General features: G+C 39.3%; 20 protein-coding genes and 2 pseudogenes. 16 read left to right on the top strand and 6 right to left on the bottom strand.

The features are described 5' to 3' along the window. Nucleotides 1–444: pseudogene (locus tag DD649_RS20140) on the bottom strand (acetyltransferase); the annotation flags it as partial. A 213-nt stretch (nucleotides 445–657) separates the two neighbouring features. Here DD649_RS20140 and DD649_RS13870 point away from each other — a divergent pair. After that, nucleotides 658–783, top strand: a pseudogene (locus DD649_RS13870) (glycoside hydrolase family protein); the annotation flags it as partial. Nucleotides 784–1,072: 289 nt separating this feature from the next. On the opposite strand, the gene DD649_RS13865 reads toward DD649_RS13870, so the two are convergent. The 3 genes from DD649_RS13865 to DD649_RS13855 all read right to left on the bottom strand — a co-directional run bounded on the left by DD649_RS13865 (nucleotide 1,073) and on the right by DD649_RS13855 (nucleotide 3,525). Beyond that, nucleotides 1,073–2,248: a DUF3828 domain-containing protein gene (locus tag DD649_RS13865; RefSeq protein ID WP_294107849.1), complete on the bottom strand. Its 1,176-nt coding sequence runs from the start codon at nucleotides 2,246–2,248 to the stop codon at nucleotides 1,073–1,075. A gap of 122 nt (nucleotides 2,249–2,370) precedes the next feature. Beyond that, on the bottom strand, nucleotides 2,371–3,126 hold the full coding sequence (locus DD649_RS13860; protein ID WP_336430857.1) for a DNA-binding protein: 756 nt from the start codon (nucleotides 3,124–3,126) through the stop codon (nucleotides 2,371–2,373). A 207-nt stretch (nucleotides 3,127–3,333) separates the two neighbouring features. Next, entirely contained in the window at nucleotides 3,334–3,525 is a 192-nt protein-coding gene (locus DD649_RS13855) for a hypothetical protein (protein WP_336430856.1), read from the bottom strand. On the opposite strand from DD649_RS13855, the gene DD649_RS13850 reads away from it, so the two are divergent. The 7 genes from DD649_RS13850 (at nucleotide 3,511) to DD649_RS13820 (ending at nucleotide 12,243) form a co-directional block, all read left to right on the top strand. Beyond that, a complete protein-coding gene (locus DD649_RS13850; RefSeq protein ID WP_294107843.1) occupies nucleotides 3,511–3,993 on the top strand; it encodes a glutathione peroxidase in 483 nt (160 codons plus the stop codon). The genes DD649_RS13855 and DD649_RS13850 overlap by 15 nt on opposite strands. 217 nt (nucleotides 3,994–4,210) lie before the next feature. Continuing rightward, nucleotides 4,211–5,248 carry a hypothetical protein gene (locus tag DD649_RS13845; protein WP_336430855.1) on the top strand — a complete coding sequence of 346 codons (1,038 nt, stop codon included), beginning with the start codon at nucleotides 4,211–4,213 and terminating at the stop codon, nucleotides 5,246–5,248. Continuing rightward, complete coding sequence (locus DD649_RS13840; protein WP_294107839.1) at nucleotides 5,245–6,336, top strand: acyl-CoA reductase; 1,092 nt, start codon at nucleotides 5,245–5,247, stop codon at nucleotides 6,334–6,336. The genes DD649_RS13845 and DD649_RS13840 overlap by 4 nt, the downstream gene beginning before the upstream one ends. Continuing rightward, nucleotides 6,323–7,354 carry an NAD-dependent epimerase/dehydratase family protein gene (locus tag DD649_RS13835; protein WP_336430854.1) on the top strand — a complete coding sequence of 344 codons (1,032 nt, stop codon included), beginning with the start codon at nucleotides 6,323–6,325 and terminating at the stop codon, nucleotides 7,352–7,354. The genes DD649_RS13840 and DD649_RS13835 overlap by 14 nt, the downstream gene beginning before the upstream one ends. Continuing rightward, entirely contained in the window at nucleotides 7,351–9,567 is a 2,217-nt protein-coding gene (locus DD649_RS13830) for a penicillin acylase family protein (protein WP_294107836.1), read from the top strand. The genes DD649_RS13835 and DD649_RS13830 overlap by 4 nt, the downstream gene beginning before the upstream one ends. 14 nt (nucleotides 9,568–9,581) lie before the next feature. After that, nucleotides 9,582–11,000, top strand: a complete 1,419-nt coding sequence (gene amrS / locus DD649_RS13825; RefSeq protein ID WP_294107834.1) for an AmmeMemoRadiSam system radical SAM enzyme — start codon at nucleotides 9,582–9,584, stop codon at nucleotides 10,998–11,000. Between the two features lies 1 nt (nucleotide 11,001). After that, nucleotides 11,002–12,243, top strand: coding sequence for a hypothetical protein (locus tag DD649_RS13820; RefSeq protein WP_294107832.1), 1,242 nt, complete (start codon nucleotides 11,002–11,004; stop codon nucleotides 12,241–12,243). A gap of 108 nt (nucleotides 12,244–12,351) precedes the next feature. Here the strand turns inward: DD649_RS13820 and DD649_RS13815 are convergent, their stop codons facing one another. Further along, nucleotides 12,352–13,473: a cupin domain-containing protein gene (locus tag DD649_RS13815; RefSeq protein WP_294107830.1), complete on the bottom strand. Its 1,122-nt coding sequence runs from the start codon at nucleotides 13,471–13,473 to the stop codon at nucleotides 12,352–12,354. Between the two features lie 1,377 nt (nucleotides 13,474–14,850). Next, a complete protein-coding gene (locus DD649_RS13810; protein WP_294107829.1) occupies nucleotides 14,851–15,291 on the bottom strand; it encodes a hypothetical protein in 441 nt (146 codons plus the stop codon). A 1,657-nt stretch (nucleotides 15,292–16,948) separates the two neighbouring features. Between DD649_RS13810 and flhD the strand changes: the two genes are divergently transcribed. The 8 genes from flhD to DD649_RS13770 all read left to right on the top strand — a co-directional run bounded on the left by flhD (nucleotide 16,949) and on the right by DD649_RS13770 (nucleotide 25,981). Beyond that, nucleotides 16,949–17,299 (top strand): flagellar transcriptional regulator FlhD, encoded by a 351-nt coding sequence (flhD, locus tag DD649_RS13805; RefSeq protein ID WP_336430853.1) that lies wholly within the window; start codon nucleotides 16,949–16,951, stop codon nucleotides 17,297–17,299. Beyond that, the gene (gene flhC / locus DD649_RS13800; RefSeq protein WP_294107825.1) at nucleotides 17,296–17,886 is read left to right on the top strand and encodes a flagellar transcriptional regulator FlhC; all 591 of its coding nucleotides are present in this window, start codon (nucleotides 17,296–17,298) and stop codon (nucleotides 17,884–17,886) included. Before flhD ends, flhC begins: the two co-directional genes overlap by 4 nt. Before the next feature lie 97 nt (nucleotides 17,887–17,983). Next, complete coding sequence (gene motA, locus DD649_RS13795; RefSeq protein ID WP_294107824.1) at nucleotides 17,984–18,871, top strand: flagellar motor stator protein MotA; 888 nt, start codon at nucleotides 17,984–17,986, stop codon at nucleotides 18,869–18,871. Between the two features lie 7 nt (nucleotides 18,872–18,878). Continuing rightward, nucleotides 18,879–19,799 carry a flagellar motor protein MotB gene (motB, locus tag DD649_RS13790; RefSeq protein WP_294107822.1) on the top strand — a complete coding sequence of 307 codons (921 nt, stop codon included), beginning with the start codon at nucleotides 18,879–18,881 and terminating at the stop codon, nucleotides 19,797–19,799. A gap of 108 nt (nucleotides 19,800–19,907) precedes the next feature. After that, nucleotides 19,908–21,986 carry a chemotaxis protein CheA gene (gene cheA / locus DD649_RS13785; RefSeq protein ID WP_294107820.1) on the top strand — a complete coding sequence of 693 codons (2,079 nt, stop codon included), beginning with the start codon at nucleotides 19,908–19,910 and terminating at the stop codon, nucleotides 21,984–21,986. A gap of 15 nt (nucleotides 21,987–22,001) precedes the next feature. Next, the gene (gene cheW / locus DD649_RS13780) at nucleotides 22,002–22,499 is read left to right on the top strand and encodes a chemotaxis protein CheW (protein ID WP_294107818.1); all 498 of its coding nucleotides are present in this window, start codon (nucleotides 22,002–22,004) and stop codon (nucleotides 22,497–22,499) included. Between the two features lie 105 nt (nucleotides 22,500–22,604). Beyond that, nucleotides 22,605–24,290, top strand: coding sequence for a methyl-accepting chemotaxis protein (locus DD649_RS13775; protein WP_294107816.1), 1,686 nt, complete (start codon nucleotides 22,605–22,607; stop codon nucleotides 24,288–24,290). A 125-nt stretch (nucleotides 24,291–24,415) separates the two neighbouring features. Then, entirely contained in the window at nucleotides 24,416–25,981 is a 1,566-nt protein-coding gene (locus DD649_RS13770) for a methyl-accepting chemotaxis protein (protein WP_336430852.1), read from the top strand. Nucleotides 25,982–25,992: the final 11 nt, after the last annotated feature.

The following is a 25,992-nucleotide window of genomic DNA, read 5'->3' as shown; positions in this document are numbered from 1 at the left end:
TACAAAATACAAAATACAAAATAATATTAATCTATTGGATTTTAATTTTGGTGGTAACAATAAAAAAAAAGCTTGCCAAACAGGCGTGGCTAAAAAAAACCATACTCCATTCTGGGGTTCAAAGATATAAAGTTTTAAACTTAATTCACCTGAAAAATACAGTGGAATTGCATCAACTGTTTGAAATGTTATATAAATTATAAGAGACGAAAGTAAACTAAGCTTCAAAGATTTCCACGTTGCATTCTTCGTTACGAATGCAACTATGAATACAAACATAGGAATTAATGTTAAGTCGAAAATACCAATAAGAAATGAAATCTTATTTTTATCAGCTAAATTTAAGTAGAAATTAAAAACAATAAGAGAGCTCAATATGAGCTTCAAAGTAGGCCAATATGGTTGGGTGATATTATCTGACTCAGGCTTGATTTGATGTGTCATATGCACGCCCTATATAGAAATTAGTTCATTGTACTGCATTGATATACTTATTTGAAATGAATTCCTTGGCAATAGTCAAGAAGCAATTTTAACTTATCTTGAATAAGTATTAGTCCTATGAATCTAAATCTAGGCTACTGTATCTAGTAGCTTTCTATTAACTCTAATCACGGAACGCTCCGCAGGGAGTTATTACTACGGCGGAGGAGTGTTTTCTCTCGCTCAACGCTGCTAAAGAAACTCAACTCTGACGATATTCACGGGGCATGTAATGAGCTACGTCGCTGGACTTATGCCGTTGGGAAACAATGGAAAGGGCTGGTAACTAAAATGAAGTAATAGTTGAATACACTATCATTATAAGTGTTTTAAACAGTTGTCACACAAATTAAGTGTAAATAAATATAGAAAAGAAAATAAAAATTTGAGCTTCGTTAAATGAATAAGTAAACACTAGAAAATTAAAAATAAATATATCCTCTAGTGTATTAGGTGTACTAGCTCAGACCTGATCTGACAGTTACCAATTATCTATACAGGGGTCTGTCCGATTATATCTGAGCTAGTACACATAAGCTAAGATGTCGTTTGCTTCGAATAGTAGACTGGCCATTTAATTCATTTAAAATTACTTTTTAGTATTAACTTCATCAATTTGATTAATCATCCATTTTCCATCCGTGTTGATTAACCGAACGATTAAATGAAGCGGATAAGGTTTATCTTCACCCAAGATTAAATCTACAATGGCATTTTGTTTGTTAATTGAAAGCACTTTTGCTTTGCGATTCTCAACCCATGAATCAAAGACATCTTGCGATTTTGTATAATAGTTAGCGCCACCGGGTATCCACGTCCCATCCCAATTACACCCTCGTTGATCACATTCTCTCTCTATATCACAAACAGCTTTTTGCTCTGCTGAAAATTCATTTTCATCACCATAATCACATGTAATGGAATTTGAAATTTTATCCAATAGCTCAGGTGTAATAAAAATAGACTCATAGTCGTGGTGAGATGAATAGTCCAAAGGAAGTAGGTCGTTATCATAGAAATCTAAAACAACGATATCAGGCGGTACGACTGGTAGGTCGCTCTGGTTAATGACTCTCGGTTCCAGAGTAAGTTCTTGTGTTTGAAGCCAGCCAAACGTATGAGAGCCTGTAACTGGATGTGTGTAACTCACAAAATAAAAGCCATTGATAGGTTCCGGATAGATGGCCTTAATTCGGTCATTTTCAATTAAAAAACGTTGATTATCCTGACAATGGGGGCGTGGAGCTGTGTATATCGGGGCTTTTGATGAGTTAACGAGGTAGGCTTGTTGGAGCCTATCTTTTTGAGTGTTCAATCTTTCAATTGCCGATTTATTAATATAGTCGCAACTTTCGGGTACTGTTTCCACTTGACGTGTATCGATCCAGCCCGAAACCCCATTATAGTTAAGGAGTACATATGAAGTTTCATCATTAGTGGGCGCCTGAGTTGTGAATCCAACAAAGCCTAACTGATCTCCTGGGATCACAAATATATTTTCATAGCGGCACATTTCTGATGGGAAGGCATGAAAATAGGCTCTTTCATCACCTGTTATAATAAAAGTATTTGAAGTAGATAACGATGCCCTCAATGGCGTATTATCAATTAATGTTTGGCAGGCTATTTCGCGTTGCTGGCATTGTTTAAATTTATCGCTGCTTTGACTGTATTTTTCGCAATTAAAAAGTGAATCCGATGGTTGTGCTAAGGCAATAACCTGACTGCTTAAATAGAGAGCAAAAATCTGTAAAATTGACTTCATTTGCCGGGCTCGCAAGCTAGGGTTGTTAGAGTTGAAACAAGAGATGTTAGTTTCATTATTTTTCTGCCATTTTCGATAGTTCGTAATCCATTTGGTGGGTTAATGGTGTTTTTCAAAAAACGTCAAATTCTAATAATGCCTTTTTCTTTTCTTATGTATTCAATGCAAATATTTAGCAAAGATTCAGTCAGGTAACTTATAAATGCGAGTTCTTCATCCAACCACTGATTTAACTGTTCTTTCGAAACAGTGTAGAACTCGTTATCAAGAATTGTAGAGCTGTCATTTTCTTCATAAATAAAACATCCCATCACGTCATCATATAGAACGGTGCCCATAAGATCCTTGTACAGCTCCATATCTGTGCACATTCTGTCTAGTGGGTCGAATTCCTTCATTTCAAAATATTCATCTAACTCTTCATTAGTATAAACTGCGGCTTCGATGATGTGTTTCCATATGTACTCGGGACAATGTTTTTTAGTGTGAATTAGGCTTAATCGTTCTAAGCCACTTTCTTCAATTGGCTCAGGGTATGGCGTAATGAAAGCGGAATATGCGAAAGTAAATTTACGGCGTAAAGCCTCCATCAACAATGGATTTACCTTTTCGTATTTACAATAGTCTGCATGAAGGGATTCAAACATCATTCTTAAATCAACGTAACAATTTAGTTTATCAAAAATAGTTTTGCATCTAATTACCTCATACACTGCTTGTTTGGCTTCTTTTTCATAATCTTCAATATCATTGTATTCTCTAAAAGTTTTAAGATCTTTTTCGGTTATTGTATGTTTTGCTATGTGTCTTAAGGCGCGTATTCTGCAAATAACAATTAAAATGACTAACAGTAATAACAATCCAAGAAAAAATGACATACCACATCCTTATATATTAATAATTCAAATCAATCAAAAGATATAGTACCACTCCTAAGTTAAATTAATTATCGCTAAATTGTGTACACTGAAAAATAAAGTAGAGTTACAGACCTCGTTTGTGATTTCGTAATATTATTTTGTATACATTCCATCTGCCAAAACGCAGGCAATAAACATCAAGGTATTTTAATCAATGGATGCAGGTCAAAAATCGCCTATTTGTTGTTTTTTTTGTTTAACTTTGCAAAGATAAGTCGCACACGATTTCAGACTTGCCATGCCATCAGGAACAGGAGCGGCTTTCCAATCTCCATGACCCGATAGCAACGTATTGCGTGGCAATGTCGACGTCCAACTGGTTCTAGCTTTGAGGATCTTGATATGACTACTTTTCATCAACTTACAGCGACTAGTCTTGGTGGTCAGCTTATCTCTATGGGCGACTACGCTGGTAAGGTGGTTCTAGTCGTTAATACCGCCAGCCATTGTGGTTTTACGCCACAATACGGTGGCCTCGAAGCACTCTACAAGAAATATGCCGTGCAGGGTTTGGTGGTGCTTGGTTTCCCCTGCAACCAGTTTGGTAAACAGGAACCCGGAGGCGCTGACGAAATCGCGCAGACCTGTCACATTAACTACGGTGTGAGTTTTCCGATGTTCGAGAAGGTAGAGGTCAACGGAACCTCAGCGCATCCGGTGTTTCGTTACCTGAAAAACGAGTTGCCCGGCCTGCTAGGTGGACGGATTAAGTGGAATTTCACTAAGTTCCTGATTGGACGTGATGGTAAACCACTTAAGCGTTTTGCACCATTTACTACCCCAGAGAAAATGGAAGCTGCAATCCTTGCTGCACTTGAAATTTAGTGTTTTGGTAATTTGAGACATTCAATTGCAGACATAGAGTTATCTCAAGAGCCACAAATTCTGTGTGGTCTAAAATCATATATAGTTAACCCATGCCCCATATCAATAATTCAGCAAATAAAAATACAATATCCAAACATTCAGACTATTTACCTTTAGTTCAGTCAAATAATCGACAAGATGTAGGTAATAACCATGATGTTATAAGGGTAAATAAATGTCTGAGAATAATAATCCAATTGATTTACTTATTAATACCCAGCAGCCTTACGCGTTAGAGAGACAAAATGATGCGCTATTTAATGCTGCCATGGAATATGCCGACCATTGGCATCGTGAGCATAATGCGAATTATGCAAGATTATGGGATGCTCAGCCAAAACCGATGCTTCCGGTTAATTTATTTAAAACTCTCGACTTGGCCACGCAAACGAATAGTGATGGAATATGGTTAAGTAGCTCAGGCACCGGTAAGCAGGGTAAAACGGCAGTTTTCTTCGATAACCTTAGCTTAAAACGCATTGAAACTGGCATGGTTCAGATTTTCTTACATAACAAGCTAATATCTCCCTCACCAGCTCGTTTTCTACTTTTATCTCCAGATCCTGCTAAGGGCGATCATGCGGGGTTTGCCACCGCGTTTTTAAAGTTCACCCAATGTGCGCCTATTGAAGAATTAGTATTTACCGTGTCGCCAGATGGTGAATTTGACCATGAGCAGGCTTGGTCAACCTTAAAACGTTGGGCACAAGATGATGCGCCTATCTATATTTTTGGTTTAACGCTCTATTTTGAGTACCTTTGTCTTAGCCGCCCAGAAGCTTTCACATTAAAAGGCTCGGTCAGAGGGTTAAGTGGTGGTGGATGGAAAGGAATGACAAAGCAGTTAGACCGCGAACAGATTGTTCAAGGATTACAACAAACCTTACAAGCCCCCTTAGTGGATATTCGTGATATTTATGGGATGACAGAACATCCATTGCACTATATCAGCTGTCCTGAAGGCCATTTCCATATTCCGATGTTTTCTCACTTTGCGATTATTGATGAACAGGGTGAACAAGCTCCTGAAAACCAAGTCGGTGTTATTGCTTTAGAAAGCCCATTATTTGCTTCGTTGCCGTCTCAACGCTTGCTAACTCAAGACCTCGGTTCTTGGGGACAACAGTGCGTCTGTGGTCATCCGTTACCGTTCTTACGCTATATTGGGCGAGCGACTTCTCCTGAAGGAACATGTGCGGCGCAAGTTAAATGATGGAGCAAGTAGTCACTAGAATTGCGAATATTCAGAAATGTTTAGTGGATTGTGTGAGTGAGCAGTGGCAATTTTCTAAAGATAGCGCCACACAGGCTTTTTGTCTCTCACGGTTAGCTCATCTTAGCCAATCTGACAGCATTAAAGACAAATTTGAGCAGGAGCTTGGGGGGCGAAATTGGCGTCCTCCTCACCGTCTGCTGATTGTGGTTTCAGAAAACGATCCTTTGGGTACGCTTGAAGCCTTGTTAGCGGCGTATTTGATTGGCTGCAAAATTCGCATTAAATCACGAATTTCCACTCTGTGGTTACAAGTGCTTCGCCAACGTCTTGGGCTGAGTGATGATGAATGTCAAATTAGGGAGTGGGATAGCCAATCCCAAGATGACTCGCAAATCTTGTTAGGCGTCGATACTATTTTGCTAGCAGGGGGAGAAACACTCATTCGACACTATCGCCAAGTGGCACCGGCAAATATCAAACTGGTTGAGCTAGGGCCTAAAATCAGTGGGATGGCAATTATTGGTGATGTGCTTCCTCCAATAGATTTTTTACTACAAGATTTTTGCTTATTTCAGCAGCAGGTGTGTAGCTCCCCACGGTTTATTTTACTTGATAAGCCTGAATGCGCAGATGAGCTTTATCAACAACTTAAAGCCAAGCTCGATACACTCAGTGTGCTGCCTGATACTTTGCGTTTGCAACAGATGGTGCAGTATCAAAACTTCAAGTTTACTCAATTTCTTAATAAAACAGCTTTTCCTGCTTGCTACAGTGGTACTACTGGTTGGGGGCTGACTTATCAAACGGAGTTTAACCTGACCCAATGGTTACCTGTGGGCTTTCAACTGGTTGTTGCTCCTATAGCCGAAAGTTTAGGGAAGATTAAGCAACAATGGGCAGGGCAGCTACAAACATTGGGTTACCAAGGGGAATTACGCCACTTATCCTTAAATAGCTATAGTTTTACGCGCTACTGCCCAATTGGCAGTATGTTACTCCGCCCAATGAATGCTGCGCATGATGGCTTTTTCATGCTCTCTGCATTGGTATATTTTATCAATCAAGAGGGTGATGGTTTTGCTTAATCAATCCATTTTTATGACGGGGGGAACTGGTTTTATTGGCTCCCATTTAGTCAATAAACTCAGCGCATTGGGATATCAAATCACGGTATTGCAAAGAACGTCAACCTCACGAGCCGTTATAGGTCGCCCAACATTACCGACAACGATTAAAACAGTCGTTGGCGATATTTTGCATCCAGAAAGTTATCAAGATGCCATGATGGGGCATGATACGGTTATCCATCTAGCGGCAGATTACCGTGTGGGACTTCCACCTAGCCGCCAAGCACATCAAGGGATGTACCAAACCAACGTTGTTGGCACTGCGCAAGTTATTGAAGCTGCTGAACGGGCAAAAATACCGCAAATTCTGTACATGAGTACCACCGCTGCTTTTGGTGAGACTCATGGGCAACTATTGGATGAAAGCCACCGTCATAATGGAGTATTTCGTAGTTATTATGAAGAAACTAAGCATATTGCCCATGAGCTGGTGGTTAAACGTCAGCAGCTAGGTTCGCCAATTAATATTGCGATTTGCAGTGGGGTATTTGGGCCAGGGGATAATAGTGTACTGGCGCAAACAATAGAGGCGTATTTTCGTCAAAAAATCCCATTCCAAATTGCTACCACTAGTACTTTCCAGCTCTGTCATGTGAACCATATTTGTGATGGGTTAATTAAACTTCTGTCACCGGAGATCCAACGTCAAAGCTATTTATTGACGGGGGCAACGTTCTCAATGCCTGAGATTTTTCAGTTATTAAGCCAGATAACCTACAAGGATGAATTGTCCTCTAAATCGGCATCATCTTTAAAACCATTAGCTTGGATAATGGACAAACTGGCAGGTTTAGGGTTAACCATGCCGCTTTCACAAGAGGCCTTACGCATTATGGATGGCAGCTCTTATACCTATTCGAGCGAGAAAGCGCAGCGGGAGCTGGGCTGGTGTGCAGGAGAGAGCAAAAATGAGTTGATTGATGTGATAATTCAACAAAAAAACGCTTTTGATATCATAAACAAGGATGGCATATGAAACCTCAGCATTTAACTTGCCCATGGGGAACTGTTGTTGTTGCGCTTGAATCAAATCAACTGTTATCCATTAAAGCAGATACAGATTGCGCGGTATTTTTTGGCCAAGGTTATGGCACAGCAAAACTACGACTTTGGCAGTTAGATTTGAGTCGCCGGGTTGCCAGTGGGCGCTTATCGGAGATCATGGGAAATGAGGCTTTACGTACGGATATTTTTCAACGTCGATTAGGTTTACCGGAACTGGCTAAACGGGCGGCTAATCAAGATAAACTAGCTGTCAGTGACTCGTGGCAAGCTCAACAATATTTGCATATTCAAGCTTATATTGCGGGGATAAACCATGCATTGAAACAGATGAAAATCTTACCTATTGAATGCTTATTACTGCGTTATCGCCCCGAAGAATTTACGGTAGAAGATAGCTACTTATTAGGGCAACTTAAATATTTTATTAACTCTGCTTGGCAATATGAACTGTTTCATACTCGTCTTGCGAATAAACTTTCTGCCACACAACATCGTCAGCTACTGACCACATTTAGCCTAGAGGGTGAACAAATCGCTCCACTACCTTTGGATGAACAAGGTAACTACCATCAGGAAGTGCTTCAAGCATTAAAAGATGGGCTAAAGGGATTGCAATATTTAGGGTTATCTTCTCCTGATACTGGGTCGAATGTGTTTGCCGTGAATGGAACGTTAACTGCGTCCGGCAAGCCACTACTCGCCTCTGACCCACATATGGGGCAAGTTAATCCTAATTTTAATTTGTTATGCCGTTTAGAAAGCCAAGAGGGGCTAAATGTGCTTGGCTCTCACTTCCCCGGTGCGCCGGGGGTCATTGTGGGGCGAAACACACAAGCCGCTTGGGGAATGGTTGGCATTATGGCCGATAACCAAGATCTCTTCTGGGGCAAAATGGATGTGGATAAGCGGCAAGTGGAAACCGCAGCGGGCACGTTACCACTAACGCAGCGGGTACATGAGATTAAATTAAAATCAGGTAAATCACATACATTGACAACGTATGATTTTGCTCAAGGGCAGTTAGTCTCTGAAAAGAATGGCTATGGCATGTTTTTACGTTGGCCAGCGCTGGATGACCCATCTGGGGATATTACTTTTTATTCCCTCGCAAAATGCCATGATTGGAACTCATTTCGTGACTCGCTACGTTACGTAAGAAACTCCCCCATGATGGTGGGATATGCTGATGTTCATGGCGATATCGGTCTACAAACAATGGGTTATATCCCCCAACGTCATCAACAACTCGGGAGTCTACTGCTGAAACTTAGTGAACCTCAGCATCAGTGGTTAGGTTATGTTCCTTTTGATGAATTACCTTTTGAGCATAATCCAGAATGTGGTTATGTGATTTATGCAAATCAATATCAGCAGTCGTTATTCGATAATAAAGTGCCATTATCCAATCGTTGGCATTCTCCTAGTCGTGCACTGCGAATTGAGACGCTTCTCAAGCAAAGTGATCAGCACACGCTAAGCTCATTAAAAGTTATTCAAGATGATAAAACGGACTATTTTGCCCAGAAAGCATTGCCGTATTTATTGGCTTACGTGCCTGAGGATATCTATTTATCAACGTGGGATGGGAATACGGAAAATATTACCGCTTCTCGATTGTTTGAAGTGTGGTTCCAATATATTACCGATTACCTACTCAAAAAAACCCTCCGACGTGGAGCCAGAACGTTATATACCGATTTTTGGCCGAGTTACCGCTGGAATGTGTTAGCTATTCTTCAGCATCATAGTGAGGATTGGCAATATAACAGTAACGATATTGAAATGTTATTACGCGAAACCTACGCACGGGCATTGATGGCGAGTCAAAAAATGGTGCTGCCACAAGTTGAATTTCAGCACAGTATCAAAAAGCCATTGTGGCTCAATAAGCTATTAACGGGGCATTATGCTTATCATGGTGGCAATCGTGAAACTATTCACGCGACTCGGCAAAATGCTGATTTTCTAACGCAATCCCACGCGGGGGAAAATAAATCCATCAAAACCAAACCTTACACATTTGGGCCGGGTTTTAAACTTCTGTCGGATTTAGATAATCAAAATGCATGTTGGTATCTTATTAATACGCCCGCCAAAGGTTCGCCTTTTTCTTGGCAATTAAAATCGGTACTTAATGCATGGAGAAATGGCATAAGAATAGAGACTCAACTCTCTAATAATTAAAAGGAAGTGATAAAATGGCGATTATGAAGCAATGGCAAAAAACGGGGTATCCTGCGCGTTTATGGCACCCGATAGCCAATGGTGCAATACAGTGTGAATTGTGTCCCCGTGCTTGCAAAATTAAGCTAGGCCGCGTGGGGACTTGCAAAATGCGACGTAATGAAGAGGGGAAACTAGTCACTCTCAATTACGGCAAATCAGTGCCAATGACCCAAGAATCCATTGAAACTGAAGCGGTATATCACTACGCCCCCGGGGAGCGCATTCTTTCCCTTGGTAATATCGGTTGTATGCTACGTTGTGATTTCTGCCAGAACTGGAGTACCAGTCAGGCTCGTTATGTCCAAGACAATAATGTGGCTTATTACAGCCCTGAAGAGGTGGTTAACTACGCGTTAAAGCATAATATTCGCGTATTATCATGGACTTATAATGACCCGATTGTTTGGCATGAGTTTGTGATGGATACCGCTAAGCTTGCCCGTGAAAAAGGGTTAAAAAATCTTTATAAAAGTGCATTCTATATTAGCGAAAAAGGCATTGATGAGTTATTAACTGTGATGGATATTTTCAGTATCTCGTTGAAATCAATGCAAGATAGCTTTTACCGTAAGCATACGGGAGGGCGATTACGCCCTGTGCTAGATGGGATCAAACAGGTTTATGATGCACGCAAAGGCACTAATTACCCACATTTAGAAGTCTCTAACCTGTGCGTGACAGAGCGCAATGATAGCCTTGACGAAACGCGTAAAGTGTCCGATTGGATGCTCAAACATTTGGACGCGGATATTCCACTGCACTATGTTCGTTTCCATCCCGATTATCAATATACCCATGTTGAGCGCACCTCTATTCCATTCTTAGAACAAGCACGTTTACAGGCTATTAGTGATGGTATGCGTTATGTGTATGTGGGGAATGTGTTTGATACTACGAGCGCGAACTCTTATTGTCCTGAGTGCCAGACCTTACTAGTGAAACGCAGTGGGTTAATTGCCGAGCCTCATCTTGATAATGGGCACTGCCCGAGTTGTCATTTTAAAACGTCGATTATTATGCCATGGGAAAAATCCAATGCGGATAAGCAATCAGTGACAATTCCTGACGGATTGATCTGTATTCATCATACGTTTCGTGGCCCAGTGCAAGCCTGCCATATTGAACAAGTGAATGAATCTGAAATTTTCTACCAGTTTGTCGCCAAAGATGGCTCTCCTGTAGGAACGATTAATACCAACAGTTGTACCCGTTTTATGCTATCGAAAAGTGATGCTAAGTCCACAGGTATCCGCTTATATCATAGAGAGAATGAGCCTTGCCAGCTTTTTGAAGTGTATGATCGAGCCCATTTTCCGGTGACTGAAGTAGAAAAAACACATCAGGGTAGTGAGAATGTACCAGTGACTTTTATTCCACTAAAAGGACGCTAGTATGCCGTTAAATCGCGGTTACTCTTACCTACGAGCCCGAATGATAATGGCGCAGTTGAGCCAACATAAACTTACCGCAAAAGTGCCCAACATTCCCATTATTTATCTACCGGGAATATTGGGCAGTAAGCTATTTGATAGAACTCAACAACGATTTATTTGGGGGGATTATCGCGGAGTGTTTACACATAGTGATTATGAATATAGTGAAACCACTGAGAATGACATCCCTAACGTATTAGCGACAGAGCAATTACACCAATTTACCATCATCCCTAAATTACTTACCACCTTGGTCACTCAAGAACTGAAAGATGTCTTGGAAGTGGGGTTAGGCTATAGGGAAGGGCAAGATTTATTCTTTCTCGCCCATGATTGGCGAGCCGATCATCGTCAACTCGTGGTGCAATTAGACCAAGAAATCGCGAGGCTAACGGCCTTATTTGGTCAGCAACAGCCATTTATTATTATTGCACAATCAGCATCAAATTTAGCTGTACGCTATTGGTTACGTCATACCAGTGACGAGAACCGGCAAAGAATTGCCAAATGGTATGCGTTTGGTCCACCGTGGGAGGGGACATACCATGCTTGGTCTATGATGGAAACGGGGTATTATGCAGGAAGTCGGCATTTCAATGGTTTCTCTCCTGATGATATTGCAGGGTATCCTAGTGCCTACCAACTCCTTCCTTGTGATGCAAAAGCGCTAGATAGCCATGGTGGAGAGATTGAGAATTTTGATTTATATAATGCCGATTGCTGGCAACAATGGCGAATAGGCCCTTATAAAATGGGCAATGTGACGGCGCAAAATCAGCGTGTACGAGATAACCTCCCACGCTATTTAGCGAATGCGAAAACATTTCGTGAAGCTATTGCTGGCGAATGCCTGAAAGAACAAGTGGTACCGCAAACATGGTACCTCAGTGATAATAATTTAGCGGTTACTCAGGCGATTTTTGCGAGGGATCGCTGGTATTTACAGGCTAAACCCATCGCCAAACATTTTCCGCATATAGCGCCGAAGGTACTGGCAAAAGGGGACGATCACCTCCCTCTTGCTGGTTTATTAAAGCAGCGGTGTGGCCCCCTAGTGCGGGATAAATATCTCCAACCTTGGGGGGAAAGTTTTGTATTTATCAGCCAAGCTTCAACCCATCGAGCACTGATTAACCACACACCAAATTTACGTAGTTTGGCTTTTGATATTGCCACAATTCGCAAGCAACGTAATCGTTAAAGGTTGGTTCAGATATAAGTTATAATCGCCTAAGTGGTAATTTATTTATCCCAAATTGACGAATAAAACACCCGTCAGCAGGTGTTTTATCTTGTCAGGCTGTGTGACTTATTCTTCGAAGTACCAATATCCTTGATTGATAAATTCTGTTAATTCTGCGACAAAAACTGGGTTCTCTAGCGCTTCACCGAGTTCATTCATTCCGACTTCCGTAAGCTGGCACAATATATCTGCACCTTTCATTTCTGTGGTAATCCAGCCTTCTGTATTAACGAAGAAATGTTCTCCGGCACGCATGACACGCAGGCCGCTCAGTCGTATCAGTTTTTCACCGGCATTCAGGGCGCTCAGAACTTCTTCCGGCTGATACGGTGGTTCCGCAGGTGCAATATCCAGCTCATGGCGTGGGGTGGTTGCAAAACGGCCTAACCACTGTTCAAAATCACCAGGCTTGTTGATCATTTCAATCATCATGGCACGTAGGCTTTCAACCTCATGAGTTTCCATGGTTCCCGCATTTTCGCGCACTGTCAGGTCAGGATCTCCATAATTTACCCCACCCAGATCCTGTTCCAGTACGTAGTCTGCAAAACTGCTCAGCAGATCACGTCCAGTCGGTCCGCGAAAGCCGACAGAATAGTTCATGGTATCTTCGAAAGTGAAACCATCGTGAGGGAATCCTGGTGGAATATACAGAATATCTCCCGGTGCCATTTCCACGTCAATAATTGGCTCAAAGGGATCGACATGCAATAATGCAGGATGTGAGCAGAACTGACGCATTGGGAGGGCATCGCCCACACGCCAGCGGCGGCGTCCCATTCCTTGGATGATGAAAACATCATAGTTATCAATATGCGGCCCGACACCACCTCCAGGCACCGAATAGGAGATCATTAAGTCATCAAGACGCCACTCAGGCAATACTCGGAACGGTTTCACCAGTTCAGCGGCAGACATATGCCAATGGTTGACGGCCTGTACCAGTAATGACCATCCTTTTTCGCCTAATTCGCTGTAGTCCTCAAACGGACCGTGACTCGCTTCCCATTTGTTATCTATGAAGCTGACAAGTCGACTGTCAACTTCCGGCTCCATGGCCAAGCCAGCCAGTTCATCTGGTGTGATAGGGTCGGCAAAATTAGGAAATGCATTTTTCAATACAACGGGTTTTTTCTGCCAGTATTTTTCTAAAAATTCAGGCCAGTTAAGATTTAGTTTGTTAACCATGTGAGCACATCTATATTAGTAAATAAGTTGGTAATTATAGAAGTAATGCACCGTCATATTTTTGTTTGGCGTCAAATACCGGTCAATAACTTTTGTGGGAATATCCGCAGGACAGGCATTAACGTCAAACTTCACATTAATGCCTATTCACTTTTTGTTACTCTTATCCTTGGTTGACGTATCGTGACTGATATCTAAAAATGCACTCAATTTTTATGGAGAGTTAGAAATTGGTGGTTATCGCTTAAAGCTCTATTTTTATCTAATAATGACTATCACCATAAAATATTTGTGGTTGTCATCAAATTTCAAATTTGATAAGTTTCGTTTTTGTTAATCGTAAGATATGTCAATAATCATAATGAAATTAATCTACTCACTAGTTTGTCTGTTTATAATCACAGGGTGTTCATCGTCGACGACATTTGAGCCAAATAACTCAAAATGGCCAAATAATTCCAAATGGCCAAAGCAGCATAAAGATTCTCGCTCATCTGAACAAAAAAGAGCTGATAGAGAAGCTGTACATGAACAGCAACGAGCTGTTATGAGAGGTGAGAGGCCGGATTATAGCGTTTTTGAGCGGTATTAATTATAGATATTAATTGCCTGTGAGGCGCTTTTTTCGAGTGAATCACATATAGTTTTGTATACCATGAGTTAGTTCTTTGTAATTGTTAAACTCCTTGACACTTTTTAACGATCATAGTGGCATTGAGAGTTATAACACCTATCTACTTCTCATTTATCTATTGAATCTATTTAGTTTTACGTCAAAGTATAAAATTAATTATATTTAAAATTCAATTGGTTACGGGATTTATGTTATTAATCCTGTTAATGATTCATGGGTATACTTTGTTTTATTTATTAACATCAAGTCTTGTTAAGCACTACATTCATAGAATAAGCCAACTCATTTCTGATAAACCAACCAACACCAAACCATCTAAACTAAGCTCCTGCATTGATATTACTAGTTATTTCGGTGAGTTATTGGGCAATTTGTAATATTTTAGGATTAAAATTCTGCTTTGAGTTTTTTCAAATTGAGCATTTTTGTCATAAGTAGCGCTTTAAAAAATACTTAAGTTAATCGTTTGTTTTAATTTGTAGTCTGGTTTTTTTAAAGATAATGGATTAATGGCGATTAATTATATTTAAAACACCAAAATTAGTAACAATAATAATATTAAAAACAAACAAAAATTAAACAGACTATTAAAATAGCCTGTTTAATCAGCAGAATTTGATTAATTAATAAAGTGGGTGCGCGCTTAATATAAATATTAGATTCTTATTAGTCTATTTTAGATTACTACTTATTAGGTATTTTTTTGATGAAAACTAATAATTATGGCTAAAAAGTATGTTTTATTATTCTAAACTAGCTCTTTTCGTAACGGTTACTGATGCATCATAGCCTAATAGATAAAGTGCCTGTTCTAACGCTTCTATTTTTGAAGCGTAATGGATATCAAGTAGCCTTTCAATTTGCTGAGCATTGATATTAAGCTTGCGCGCTAGGTCACTTTTACGTGTATTTGTTTCTATAATAGCGTTACTTAGTGCGATTTTTAAACAACTTAGGATTGGTAAATAAACGATAAAGGCATCTTCAGTGCTGACTGAAGGGCTTGGGACTGGTAGTCGTGATGTAATCAACTCCGCAATTGCTGCTGTTAATGTTTCCTCTGCTTCAAGTTCAATGTTTTCTTTGCTAAATGTGACGCCTTGTATTTCAGGAAAATCACAATAGCTAATTTCATAGGTTCCTTCTTCTTCTATGTACTCTACAGTTGCTAAATAACTAAACATATTAGTCCCTATTATTGGTGCGTTAAAGCGAAAATGACAGAGCTGTAACATGGTTACATGGTATGAATTCTGCCATACGGGGCTATGAGTATAATATATTTAGTCTAAAGCATCTGGTTAATCTTTAGTCGATATAACTTAAATCCATGATAGCAAATCATATGGCTATTTTCTGAGCTATAACACTTAAAACAGATACATTATGAAATAGTTTTATTTGGAAACTATTAGGAAAGAGTGAGATTAAATGTGAAATAAGTCTCAGTTTTAACAAAAAAAATTCCTCATTAAAAATATTAAATATGCTTTTGATACGATTTTTATATTTTTTGAGTTTTTATAAAAAAATAAAAATATCGGAGCATTAAGTTTAATTGATTTACGCAATCTTACTTAAGGTTGAGAACGTTATTGAGTATTTTGTTAAAATAAAAGTATATAGTGAACAAATGATATTATCACTATTGTTATTATTTTGATTAAATTGAAACAGTCAATATGATAGGTGCTAAGTAAAATTACGGGCTTGCACTAGATATGCGTTTTTTATTTTAGTCATCTTTCGATGAATTAAAAATCATATGGAAAACATATAGAAAAAGGAACGTACGTCTCATTTGTTTTTTACTTTTTAAGTTGAATGTTAATGATTGCAGTCTTCGTAGGTTGATCTTTTTATTAAAAAAATATTTTTTGGGTCATTTGATGAAAAAATAAAAAAATTAATTTGTTTATAGTCAAGTTGTAATGAAATATTAACAAAATAAAAGTGGGAATAGTGAGTTAAATAATTAAATTCAATTAACAACTATAAGCTAAATTAAAACTCAGTAAATTTAAAAAATCACAATTTTAATTAATTTAATTAATCCAATTAAATTTTCAGCTCATTACAACTGTTAAGGCTTACTTATCAAATTTGTAAGGTTTCACTATGAATCAAAGTAATTGATTTTTTTTAATAGAATAACTAGTTATGAATTCTTTTTAAGAATAGTTAAAGGTTTAAGCAAATAAATTGAAAATTAATGGCTAAATTTTATTCCAATCCTGCCGATAGTAGTGAATTCAGAATAAAGGCAGTTCAGTTTCTTAATAATAACTATTGATCTAGATCAATATGCCGTTCTTGAAGTTGTGATTGGTCTTTTTACCTTCTTAATCACCTTAAAAGAGTAAATGTATTGATTAAAATCCTACCATTTAGTTTAAGTCGATCCAAAATGTCGCGAATATTTCGGATAAGGTGGGGCAATATATAGGTTTAATAAAGATTTTCTAATGTATGGATGGGTAATTAGTCTAATCAGATAAAAAGAAACATAAGTATCTTGAATAGTTAATTTAGTGGTGCATAATAATTAACGACTAATAATGATATCGGTATATTCCCACTTTTAGTGGAAATGCTAATTTTTTAGTCGCTATTTATTGTTTGTAGGTATTCAGGAAATGTATTTAATTTAAGATTTGAAATATTGTACTTTTATACTCCAAATTGGGTATTAACTAACGGAAAACATGGGAACGTAATGGAATACGATTACCTAATTTAATAACGTTTAATATTTAAAAAAATCAGTTCATACAATACTTTTAATTTCATATTTGTTCTTTTTGCACACAGATGTTGATAAATATTCGGAAAGGAAAAAAAATGAGTACGACGACAGATTTTCTGAAGCATATATACGATATTAACCTCTCATATTTGCTGTTAGCTCAAAAACTTATCTCTCAAGAAAAAGCCTCTGCCATGTTTCGTCTCGGTATCTCTGATGCAATGGCAACTACTTTAGCAGATCTTTCTCTTTCTCAATTAGTCAAATTAGCGGAAACAAACCAGCTAATCTGTCAGTTTAGATTTGAGAACAGCGATACGATAGAGACACTAACACGTGATTCTAGGGTTGATGATTTACAACAAATTCATACGGGTATCTTACTTTCGACTCGATTACTGCAAAAGCATAATGAGGGCGAGACTAATATAGCGAGAAAAAGATGAGCACCATAGCTGAAAAAAGTATTGTTAAAGAGGCTAATGATATTCGCTTAGCGATGGAATTGATCTCGTTAGGTGCTCGCCTCCAGATGCTAGAAAGTGAAACCCAAATCAGTCGCGGACGATTAGTTCGTTTGTACAAAGAGCTAAGAGGATGCCCACCACCAAAGGGAATGTTACCTTTTTCAACAGATTGGTTTATGACGTGGGAACAGAATATACATTCATCTATGTTTTATAATGCATACCAATTTTTATTGAAAAGTGGCTATTGCCAAGGTGTTGATGCAATATTGAAAGCATATCGTCTTTATTTAGAACAGTGTGCGCCAGCGCCAGGAGAAGAACCATTATTAGCATTAACCCGCGCTTGGACGTTAGTTAGATTTGTTGAAAGTGGTATGTTGCAGCGTTCCGATTGTCGCTGTTGTAGTGGGTCATTTATCACCTATGCGCATATCCCTGAAAATAGTTTTACTTGCAGTTTGTGCCAGCCACCATCACGTGCAATAAAAAAACGTAAACTTTCCGAAGATCTCGCCGATATTACGCTATATCGACAGGATGGCATTACCAAAGCGGTGATGTAATTGGATTGATTTGGTTTACAGGCAAAATTATTTGCCTGTCGTTCCTAATATTCCCTTTGACTGCCATCTGTTAACCAACGGAGTGAAAGGGAATATTGTGTTAATACTCATCGGGTATATCATTGTTACAGTTGCCGTAATTGGCGGTTATTTAATGGTTGGCGGCCATTTAGGCGCGCTATATCAACCGGCTGAATTTGTTATTATTTTAGGTGCGGGTTTAGGTGCCTTTGTAGTCGGTAACAGTGGTAAATCGATTATTGCATTATGTAAAGTATTGCCGCGCCTTTTCCGTCGTTCCTCCTATAACAAAGCAATGTCGATGGATCTAATGGCATTGTTATTTCAATTACTCAATAAATCCCGTCAGCAAGGTCTACTTGCGCTTGAAAAAGATATTGAGAATCCGAGAGAAAGCGAAATCTTTTCGCAATATCCTCGAATTTTAAAAGATGAATCTACATTGATGTTCATTGTTGATTATTTGCGTCTGATGGTGACAAGTAATTTGCAAAGTCATGAAATAGAAGCATTGATGGATGAAGAATTAGAAACCTTTCGCCAAGAAAATGAAGTCCCTGCATCCGGCTTAAACATGGTCGGCGACTCTATGCCTGCTTTTGGTATTGTTGCGGCTGTTTTGGGGGTAGTAAATGCTTTGGGTTCAGCCGATAGGCCCGCAGGTGAGCTTGGTGCATTAATTGCTCATGCAATGGTCGGTACATTCTTAGGTATTTTAGTGGCTTATGGTTTTATTTTACCGTTAGCTTCATTGATCCGCTTGCGCAGTGGCGAACAGTTAAAAATGATGGAGTGCATTAAAGTCACTTTCCTGTCTGCATTGCAAGGTTATGCGCCACAAATCGCCGTAGAGTTCGGACGTAAAGTATTGTTTAGTGCCGATAGACCTTCATTTTTGGAGCTTGAAGATAAAGTTCGTGAAGTGAAAATAGGCAATCGCGCTCAAGAATCGAGCGAGGAGTAATCGGTCGATGGCAGCCAATAACCCTCAAATAATTCGAGTCAAAAAACGTGCTTCACATCATCAAGGTGGGCATGGCGGCTCATGGAAAATTGCTTATGCTGATTTTATGACAGCAATGATGGCATTTTTTTTGGTGATGTGGCTTATTTCGATTTCAAGTCCTCAAGAATTAACACAAATTGCTGAATATTTTAGAACGCCACTGAGTACCGCAATTAATCCGGGTAAAAAAAGTGGTGATGCGACAAACCCAATTCCGGGGGGCGGCAAAGATCCTATTTATCGTGATGGTGATGTTTTACCTGAGCCGAACTCTCTCACTGATGGTGATGCTAATTATCGTTTTGAAAAACTTAAAAAATCACTCGAGCAAGCGATTTTAAATGACCCTCGCCTTAATGAATTGAAGCCTCATTTACTTATTGACATGATTAACGACGGTTTACGTATTCAAATTGTTGATAGTGAAAATCGACCTATGTTTAAAGTGGGTTCTGCCACTGTCGAGCCTTATATGCGAGATATCTTACGTGCAATTGCACCGTTGCTTGATGATGTACCAAATCGGATCAGTATTTCAGGGCATACCGATGATTTGCCTTACGCTAACGGTGCAAATTATAGCAACTGGGAGCTTTCCTCTGATAGGGCAAATGCATCACGTCGCGAATTAATACGTGGTGGAATGAATGAAAACAAAGTATTGCGAGTTGTTGGGATGGCTGCGTCTATTCATTTAGATAAAGAACATGGTCTTGCACCAATAAATCGCAGGATAAGTATTATTGTTTTAAATGATGAAGAAACGAAACAAATTTTACGTGAATACGATGGGGCAACACCCATAAATGATGTGCTAAATAAAGTGATAAAACGCGAGCCAGTACCGGCAACCAATGAAGTAGTCACTGTAAAAGTTCAGCAATAAATGCACTGATTTACAAAGACTATTTGAATATTAATCTATTTTAGTTGTACTGCCGGATGTTCCGGCAGTCAGCGTTAAGTGAAACCTAAGCGAAACTGGATAAAAACCATGGATATTACCGAGTTTTATCAAACATTTTTCGATGAAGCCGATGAGTTGCTCAGGGATATGGAACAACATTTACTTGAGCTCGATCCTTTTGACCCGGATAGCGAGCAGCTAAATGCCATTTTCCGTAGTGCTCATTCTATAAAAGGAGGAGCTGCAACTTTTGGTTTCACTCAGTTGCAAAATACCACTCATACATTGGAAAATTTATTGGATAAGGCGCGTCTCGACCAGCTGACATTAACACCTGACATCATTGATATATTTTTAGATGCTAAAGATGTGATGGCATCGCAATTAGATGCATATAAAAACAGTTCATTACCTGATGATGAAATGTTTAAACGTATTTGTGATGTGTTAAGCAGCGTTGAGCAGCGTGCCGAAGAAATAACCGTATCGTCATTGGCGTCAACTGAAACTCAATTGTCTGACAGTGAACATTCCGCAGTATCTGTGAACGCACCTCAAACCTGTGGGATGAAAAGTGAACATACGTATTATTTTATGATCACGCTTCAACAATTAAAAACCACTGAAGTTGATTTGCTTGCCGATGAATTGGAATTATTTGGCACTGTGTATCACACCGAAAAAACTGAAAATAGCTTACAAGTTTGGCTCGGCAGTAATACCGAAATTGATGATGTTTGCGGTGTACTGTGCTTTGTTGTGGATGAATCTCAAATTAGCCATGAAGTAATTAGTTTCGACGATTGCCAGCCATATATTCAAGCTGTCGAAGAAGAGGCTAATGAACAGGCAGACCAAATAGAGGTTCAAGCTGAGGCCGAAGCCGTTAAAGCTGAGGTTATCGAAAAAGAAGCTGCGCCAGTAACACGCAAAGCATCAGTGACTAAACCAAAAGGTGACTCGAGCAGTATTCGTGTTGCTGTCGAAAAAGTTGACCAACTCATTAATCTTGTTGGCGAGCTCGTTATCATTCAATCCATGTTGACACAACATAGCCAGCAGGTAGATCAAAATGAATATGCTGATTTGCTAGGCTCGATTGTCCAGTTAGAGCGCAATTCAAGAGCTCTACAAGAGTCTGTTATGTCAATTCGAATGATGCCAATGGACTATGTATTTAGTCGTTTTCCTCGCATGGTTCGTGATATTGCCTCGAAATTGGGTAAAAAAATCGAACTTAAAGTGGAAGGTAGTGCAACTGAATTAGATAAAAGTTTGATAGAGCGTATTGTCGATCCACTGAATCACCTTGTTCGTAATAGTCTTGACCATGGGATTGAAAAACCAGAGGTTCGTCTTGCTAATGGCAAGCGGGAATCGGGTACTTTGACTCTTGCAGCATCACATCAAAGCGGAAATATTTGTATTGAAGTGCGTGATGATGGTGCGGGGCTTAATCGAACACGCATTCTTGCTAAAGCTCGCTCCCAAGGTATGAATGTTCACGATGCAATGAGCAATGAAGAAGTGGCAATGCTCATTATGGCACCAGGATTCTCAACGGCTGAAGTCATCACGGATGTTTCTGGCCGTGGGGTTGGCATGGATGTGGTGAAACGAAATATTCAAGATATGGGTGGTCGTGTCCAGATTGGTTTTACGGAAGGCAAGGGCACTATTATTCGTATTCTTCTGCCACTCACATTAGCTATTTTAGATGGCATGTCCGTCAAAGTTGCAGAAGATGTGTTTATCGTTCCGCTAAGTTCAATTATCAGTACATTACAGCCGCGTCAGGATGATATTTATCGCTTAGCGGGCGAAGAAAAAATGTTATTAGTACGTGGTGAATATTTGCCATTAGTTGAATTACATCAAGTATTTAGCATTGAAAATGCTGAGCGTAATTTAGATAACAGTATTGTGCTGATTATCCAAAATGCAGGTCATCGTTTTGCTTTATTGGTCGATAAGCTAGTAGGACAGCAACAAGTCGTTGTGAAAAATGTTGAAAGTAATTACCGCAAAATTCCGGGTATTTCAGCTGCAACAATTATGGGAGACGGCTCAGTTGCGTTGATTTTAGATGTCGCTGAATTACAAAAAATGAATAACAGCATTTTGATTAAAAAGAAACAGCAGGTTTCACAACCTGTGGTGCACTAAATAGAGGTCATGCATATGTCTATGTTCGATGATGATTTAAATAAGCTTGATGAAGAAAAAAATGGTGAAGGTTACCTCATTTTTACTCTTGGGGAAGAAGAGTACGGAATTGAAATCTTAAAAGTGCAGGAAATCCGAGGCTATGAACAAGTGACTCGGATTGCTAATACACCAGATTTTATTAAAGGTGTAACAAATCTGCGCGGTGTGATCATTCCTATTATTGATTTACGTGTGAAATTCTCCCATGAAAATGTGGTTTATAACGATAATACTGTCGTGATTGTCGTGAATTTAAAAGACAGAGTGGTTGGCATCGTTGTTGATGGTGTTTCAGATGTGTTGGTTCTCAACGAAGATCAAATTGCTGCGCCACCTGACTTTGCAGTCACGTTATCGACCCAATATTTGACCGGTCTTGGTACGGTTAATGACCGCATGCTGATATTGGTTGATATTGAAAAATTGCTGACCAGCGATGAAATGGCATTGATTGACAGTATGGCTGAGTAACAACTCAGCTTTATTCATTGCTCAAATATTAATATCTCATTAACTAAAGTTTTTAGTTGAATGACCGATATCCAAAATACAACAAAATAATGTTAGTAAAACGTCATGTATAGTCGAATTAAGATCGTATCAGGACTTTTGTCCGTCATTTTTATTTTTATTTTATTGCAACTGGTATCTAGTGGTTTGATGTTTAACAAGCTCGGTGATAACAGTGACAGTATTAATTATTTAAATTCGCTCCAACGCCAAAGACAAGTATTAACTGAAAGCTGGGTTAACTTATTACAAGCTCGTGCCAACTTAAATCGGTCAGTAAATGCCTATTTATTAGAAGGTCGAAAAATTCAAGATGATTCAACAACAGAAGATTTAATTAAAGCAGCTAAACGTAATTTTAAATCTGCAGATGATGCGTATGTTCGTTACAACAAACTGATGCAAAGCTCGACCTATGATAAAGCTAAGTTCGAGAAATTATTTGCGACCTATGAAGATTATCGTAATGCATTAGTTACCTTAGGTGAATATGCAGAAAAAGGTGATTTAGAAAAGTTTTATGCGCATCGAACCTCAGGTCTTCAAGTTAAATTTGAAGAACAGTTCAATGCCTATTTCGCTGATATTTCTGCCGATTTTCAGGCTGAAGTTGTCAATGCAGACAATAATTACCGCCAATCACTTTATATGCTAGTGATTTTATCGATTACGTTAGCATTTGTGGGCTTATTAAGTTACCGATATGTACGTAAAGGTATTATTGAGCCACTAACTTTATTGATTGAACGTATTAAAGTCTTTGCAGCCGGAGATTTAACACCGAAGGTTGATACCAACGCCAATAATGAAATAGGCGAACTTGCTCGAGGTGTGCAACACATGCAGCAAGAGCTTATTAATACGGTGCGTGGTGTACTTGATGGTAGCGAAACTATTTATCAAGGAACGACTGAAATTGCCGCCGGAAATAATGATCTTTCATCTAGAACAGAGCAGCAGGTTGCTTGTCTAGAAGAGACTTCGGCGAGTATGAGTGAGTTAACAGCGACGGTAAAACAAAATACCGAATATGCTCATCAAGCGAGTGAGTTTGCGAATCAAGCGTCGGTGATTGCGAAAGAAGGCGGGAAAGTTGTCTCTAATGTCGTTAGCACCATGCTTAATATTGCCGATAGCTCACAAAAAATATCTGATATTACCGCTGTTATTGATAGTATTGCTTTTCAAACCAATATCTTAGCACTAAATGCAGCCGTTGAAGCAGCACGTGCTGGGGAACATGGTCGTGGCTTTGCTGTCGTTGCCGATGAAGTCCGTAACTTAGCTCAGCGCAGTGCCGATGCAGCAAAAGAAATTAAAACGCTCATCGAAGATTCTGTTTCAAGAACGGGCACTGGCGCTCGTCAAGCTGAAGATGCGGGTGAAACGATGACCAAGATTGTTGAGTCGGTCACGCGGGTCACAGACATTATGTCTCATATTGCCACTGCATCTGATGAGCAAAGTAAAGGTATTTCACAAGTCAGCATAGCAGTCGCTGAAATGGACAAAGTGACTCAGCAAAATGCGTCACTGGTTGAGCAATCGGCGGTAGCGGCAAATGTGTTGGAAGAACAGGTTGCAAAACTGTCACAGCTCATTTCTATTTTCCGTCTACCGGCGTTAAAACACACGGAAGTGCGTAATACAAAGCCGGCGGCAAGGACGATTTCAAATATCGTTAAAACCCCGGATCTAGCTAAATTATCATCTAAGGATCATAAAAATGATGATAATTGGGAAACGTTCTAAAGGTTAAGCACAGTTTAGCGCTGTGAAGTTATTACCTTATTAGGTAGCAACTTTGCAGCGTTTCTGTATATCGCAAAATTGATGCTTAAATCTACAGAAACCTGGTTGGCGTAAGTGGGGGTTATATGTTTGGTAATATACGAATTTCAGTAAGTTTATATCTATTGCTTTTTTTATTTTGCGGGATGCAAATTGTATCGAGCGGGGTTTCTGTCGCAATAGTCACGAGTGAATTAAACTCTTTAGAGCGTATCGATTTAGGCGCTAAAAAAAGTGCATTATTAGAAGAAATAAATAAAGATTTAATGCAGGCTCGAAATAGTCTTACTCAAATTGCATTGCTTTTAAAAGTAGGTGATAACGCGCCACTTATCGAAGAAACGAAAACGACGTTTGACCGGTTTATGGCAGAAGCTGCGAAAGATTATGAATCTTTCAAAATTCAACCTATTTTGTCCGAAAAAGAAAATCTTGCAGCTCTTGAGGACAAATACCAAGCATTTATTACCGTACTTAATGCATTAAATACTCACCTTGATAACAATGATGTCGCTTCTTATATTTCACTGCCTGCACAAGCTCATCAAGATCAGTTATTAGGAATGATTAATGATTATTTAGCATTAATCAAAATTGAAGATCAAGAATCCTTAGAAGCGGCAAGGCTCTATAATACTTTCGCTTGGAGTTCATTCCTTTCAGTTATCGTCATTATTATTTTGGTGACAACATTTGCGCATTATTGGATGAAACGAAAAGTTATCAAACCATTAAGTAGCATGAGTGAACATTTTACTAAAGTTGCCGAAGGTAAATTAAATCAAAAGATTGAAGTGACCACGCGTGATGAAATTGGATACGTATTTGAACAATTGAAATTAATGCAAAATTCACTCGCGACGTCGATTACGGCATTACGTTCTAACACCGATCAAATGTATACCGGTATTCGTGAGATAGCATTAGGCAATAACAACTTATCATCGCGTACTGAACAGCAAGCTGCCTCATTAGAAGAAACTGCTGCGAGTATGGAAGAACTCACCGCGACAGTGAAACAAAATGCAGACAATGCACGTCAAGCTAGTGAATTGGCAGTCAGTGCATCAAAAACGGCAACAAAAGGTGGTGAAATCACGATTGATGTTATTGCAACGATGACGTCGATTTCTCATAGCTCGCAAAAAATCAGCGCAATTATTAGTGTGATTGATGGTATTGCATTTCAAACTAACATTTTAGCCCTTAATGCAGCAGTTGAAGCGGCTCGAGCTGGTGAGCAAGGTCGGGGATTCTCTGTTGTTGCTGGTGAAGTTCGCGCATTAGCACAACGTAGCGCTGAAGCAGCAAAAGAAATTAAAGCACTTATCGATGAATCTGTTGGCCGGGTTAGCCAAGGTTCCCTCTTAGTTAATGAAGCAGGGCAAACCATGAATGAATTGGTTGCTGCGGTTAATCAAGTAACTGAATTAATGGGGAGTATTGCATCTGCATCGAATGAGCAAAGCCGAGGTATTGAGCAAGTCGCTACCGCAGTGAGTCAGATGGATTTAGTAACGCAACAAAATGCGGCTTTAGTTGAGCAGTCAACAAGCGCAACGGCAGCGCTTGAAGATCAAGCTAATAACTTAGTGGATACCGTTGCATTCTTTGAACTACCAGACAACCAAACAAGCCGCATTAAACGGTGAATTTAATCAAC

It is taken from the genome of Providencia sp. (assembly GCF_003533305.1).
In the GTDB taxonomy this organism is placed as follows: domain Bacteria; phylum Pseudomonadota; class Gammaproteobacteria; order Enterobacterales; family Enterobacteriaceae; genus Providencia.
This window is presented reverse-complemented; position numbering and strand designations above follow the sequence as displayed.

Bases quoted from the DNA above. Each gene is read 5' to 3' on its own strand.
- cheA (WP_294107820.1), top strand. From the start codon at position 19,908: ATGGATATTACCGAGTTTTATCAAACATTTTTCGATGAAGCCGATGAG.
- DD649_RS13770 (WP_336430852.1), top strand. From the start codon at position 24,416: ATGTTTGGTAATATACGAATTTCAGTAAGTTTATATCTATTGCTTTTT.
- DD649_RS13830 (WP_294107836.1), top strand. From the start codon at position 7,351: ATGAAACCTCAGCATTTAACTTGCCCATGGGGAACTGTTGTTGTTGCG.
- motB (WP_294107822.1), top strand. From the start codon at position 18,879: ATGGCAGCCAATAACCCTCAAATAATTCGAGTCAAAAAACGTGCTTCA.
- DD649_RS13815 (WP_294107830.1), bottom strand. From the start codon at position 13,473: ATGGTTAACAAACTAAATCTTAACTGGCCTGAATTTTTAGAAAAATAC.
- DD649_RS13865 (WP_294107849.1), bottom strand. From the start codon at position 2,248: ATGAAGTCAATTTTACAGATTTTTGCTCTCTATTTAAGCAGTCAGGTT.
- DD649_RS13845 (WP_336430855.1), top strand. From the start codon at position 4,211: ATGTCTGAGAATAATAATCCAATTGATTTACTTATTAATACCCAGCAG.
- DD649_RS13860 (WP_336430857.1), bottom strand. From the start codon at position 3,126: ATGTCATTTTTTCTTGGATTGTTATTACTGTTAGTCATTTTAATTGTT.
- DD649_RS13835 (WP_336430854.1), top strand. From the start codon at position 6,323: ATGGTTTTGCTTAATCAATCCATTTTTATGACGGGGGGAACTGGTTTT.
- DD649_RS13850 (WP_294107843.1), top strand. From the start codon at position 3,511: ATGACTACTTTTCATCAACTTACAGCGACTAGTCTTGGTGGTCAGCTT.
- DD649_RS13775 (WP_294107816.1), top strand. From the start codon at position 22,605: ATGTATAGTCGAATTAAGATCGTATCAGGACTTTTGTCCGTCATTTTT.
- amrS (WP_294107834.1), top strand. From the start codon at position 9,582: ATGGCGATTATGAAGCAATGGCAAAAAACGGGGTATCCTGCGCGTTTA.
- DD649_RS13855 (WP_336430856.1), bottom strand. From the start codon at position 3,525: ATGAAAAGTAGTCATATCAAGATCCTCAAAGCTAGAACCAGTTGGACG.
- flhC (WP_294107825.1), top strand. From the start codon at position 17,296: ATGAGCACCATAGCTGAAAAAAGTATTGTTAAAGAGGCTAATGATATT.
- flhD (WP_336430853.1), top strand. From the start codon at position 16,949: ATGAGTACGACGACAGATTTTCTGAAGCATATATACGATATTAACCTC.
- DD649_RS13810 (WP_294107829.1), bottom strand. From the start codon at position 15,291: ATGTTTAGTTATTTAGCAACTGTAGAGTACATAGAAGAAGAAGGAACC.
- DD649_RS13820 (WP_294107832.1), top strand. From the start codon at position 11,002: ATGCCGTTAAATCGCGGTTACTCTTACCTACGAGCCCGAATGATAATG.
- cheW (WP_294107818.1), top strand. From the start codon at position 22,002: ATGTCTATGTTCGATGATGATTTAAATAAGCTTGATGAAGAAAAAAAT.
- DD649_RS13840 (WP_294107839.1), top strand. From the start codon at position 5,245: ATGATGGAGCAAGTAGTCACTAGAATTGCGAATATTCAGAAATGTTTA.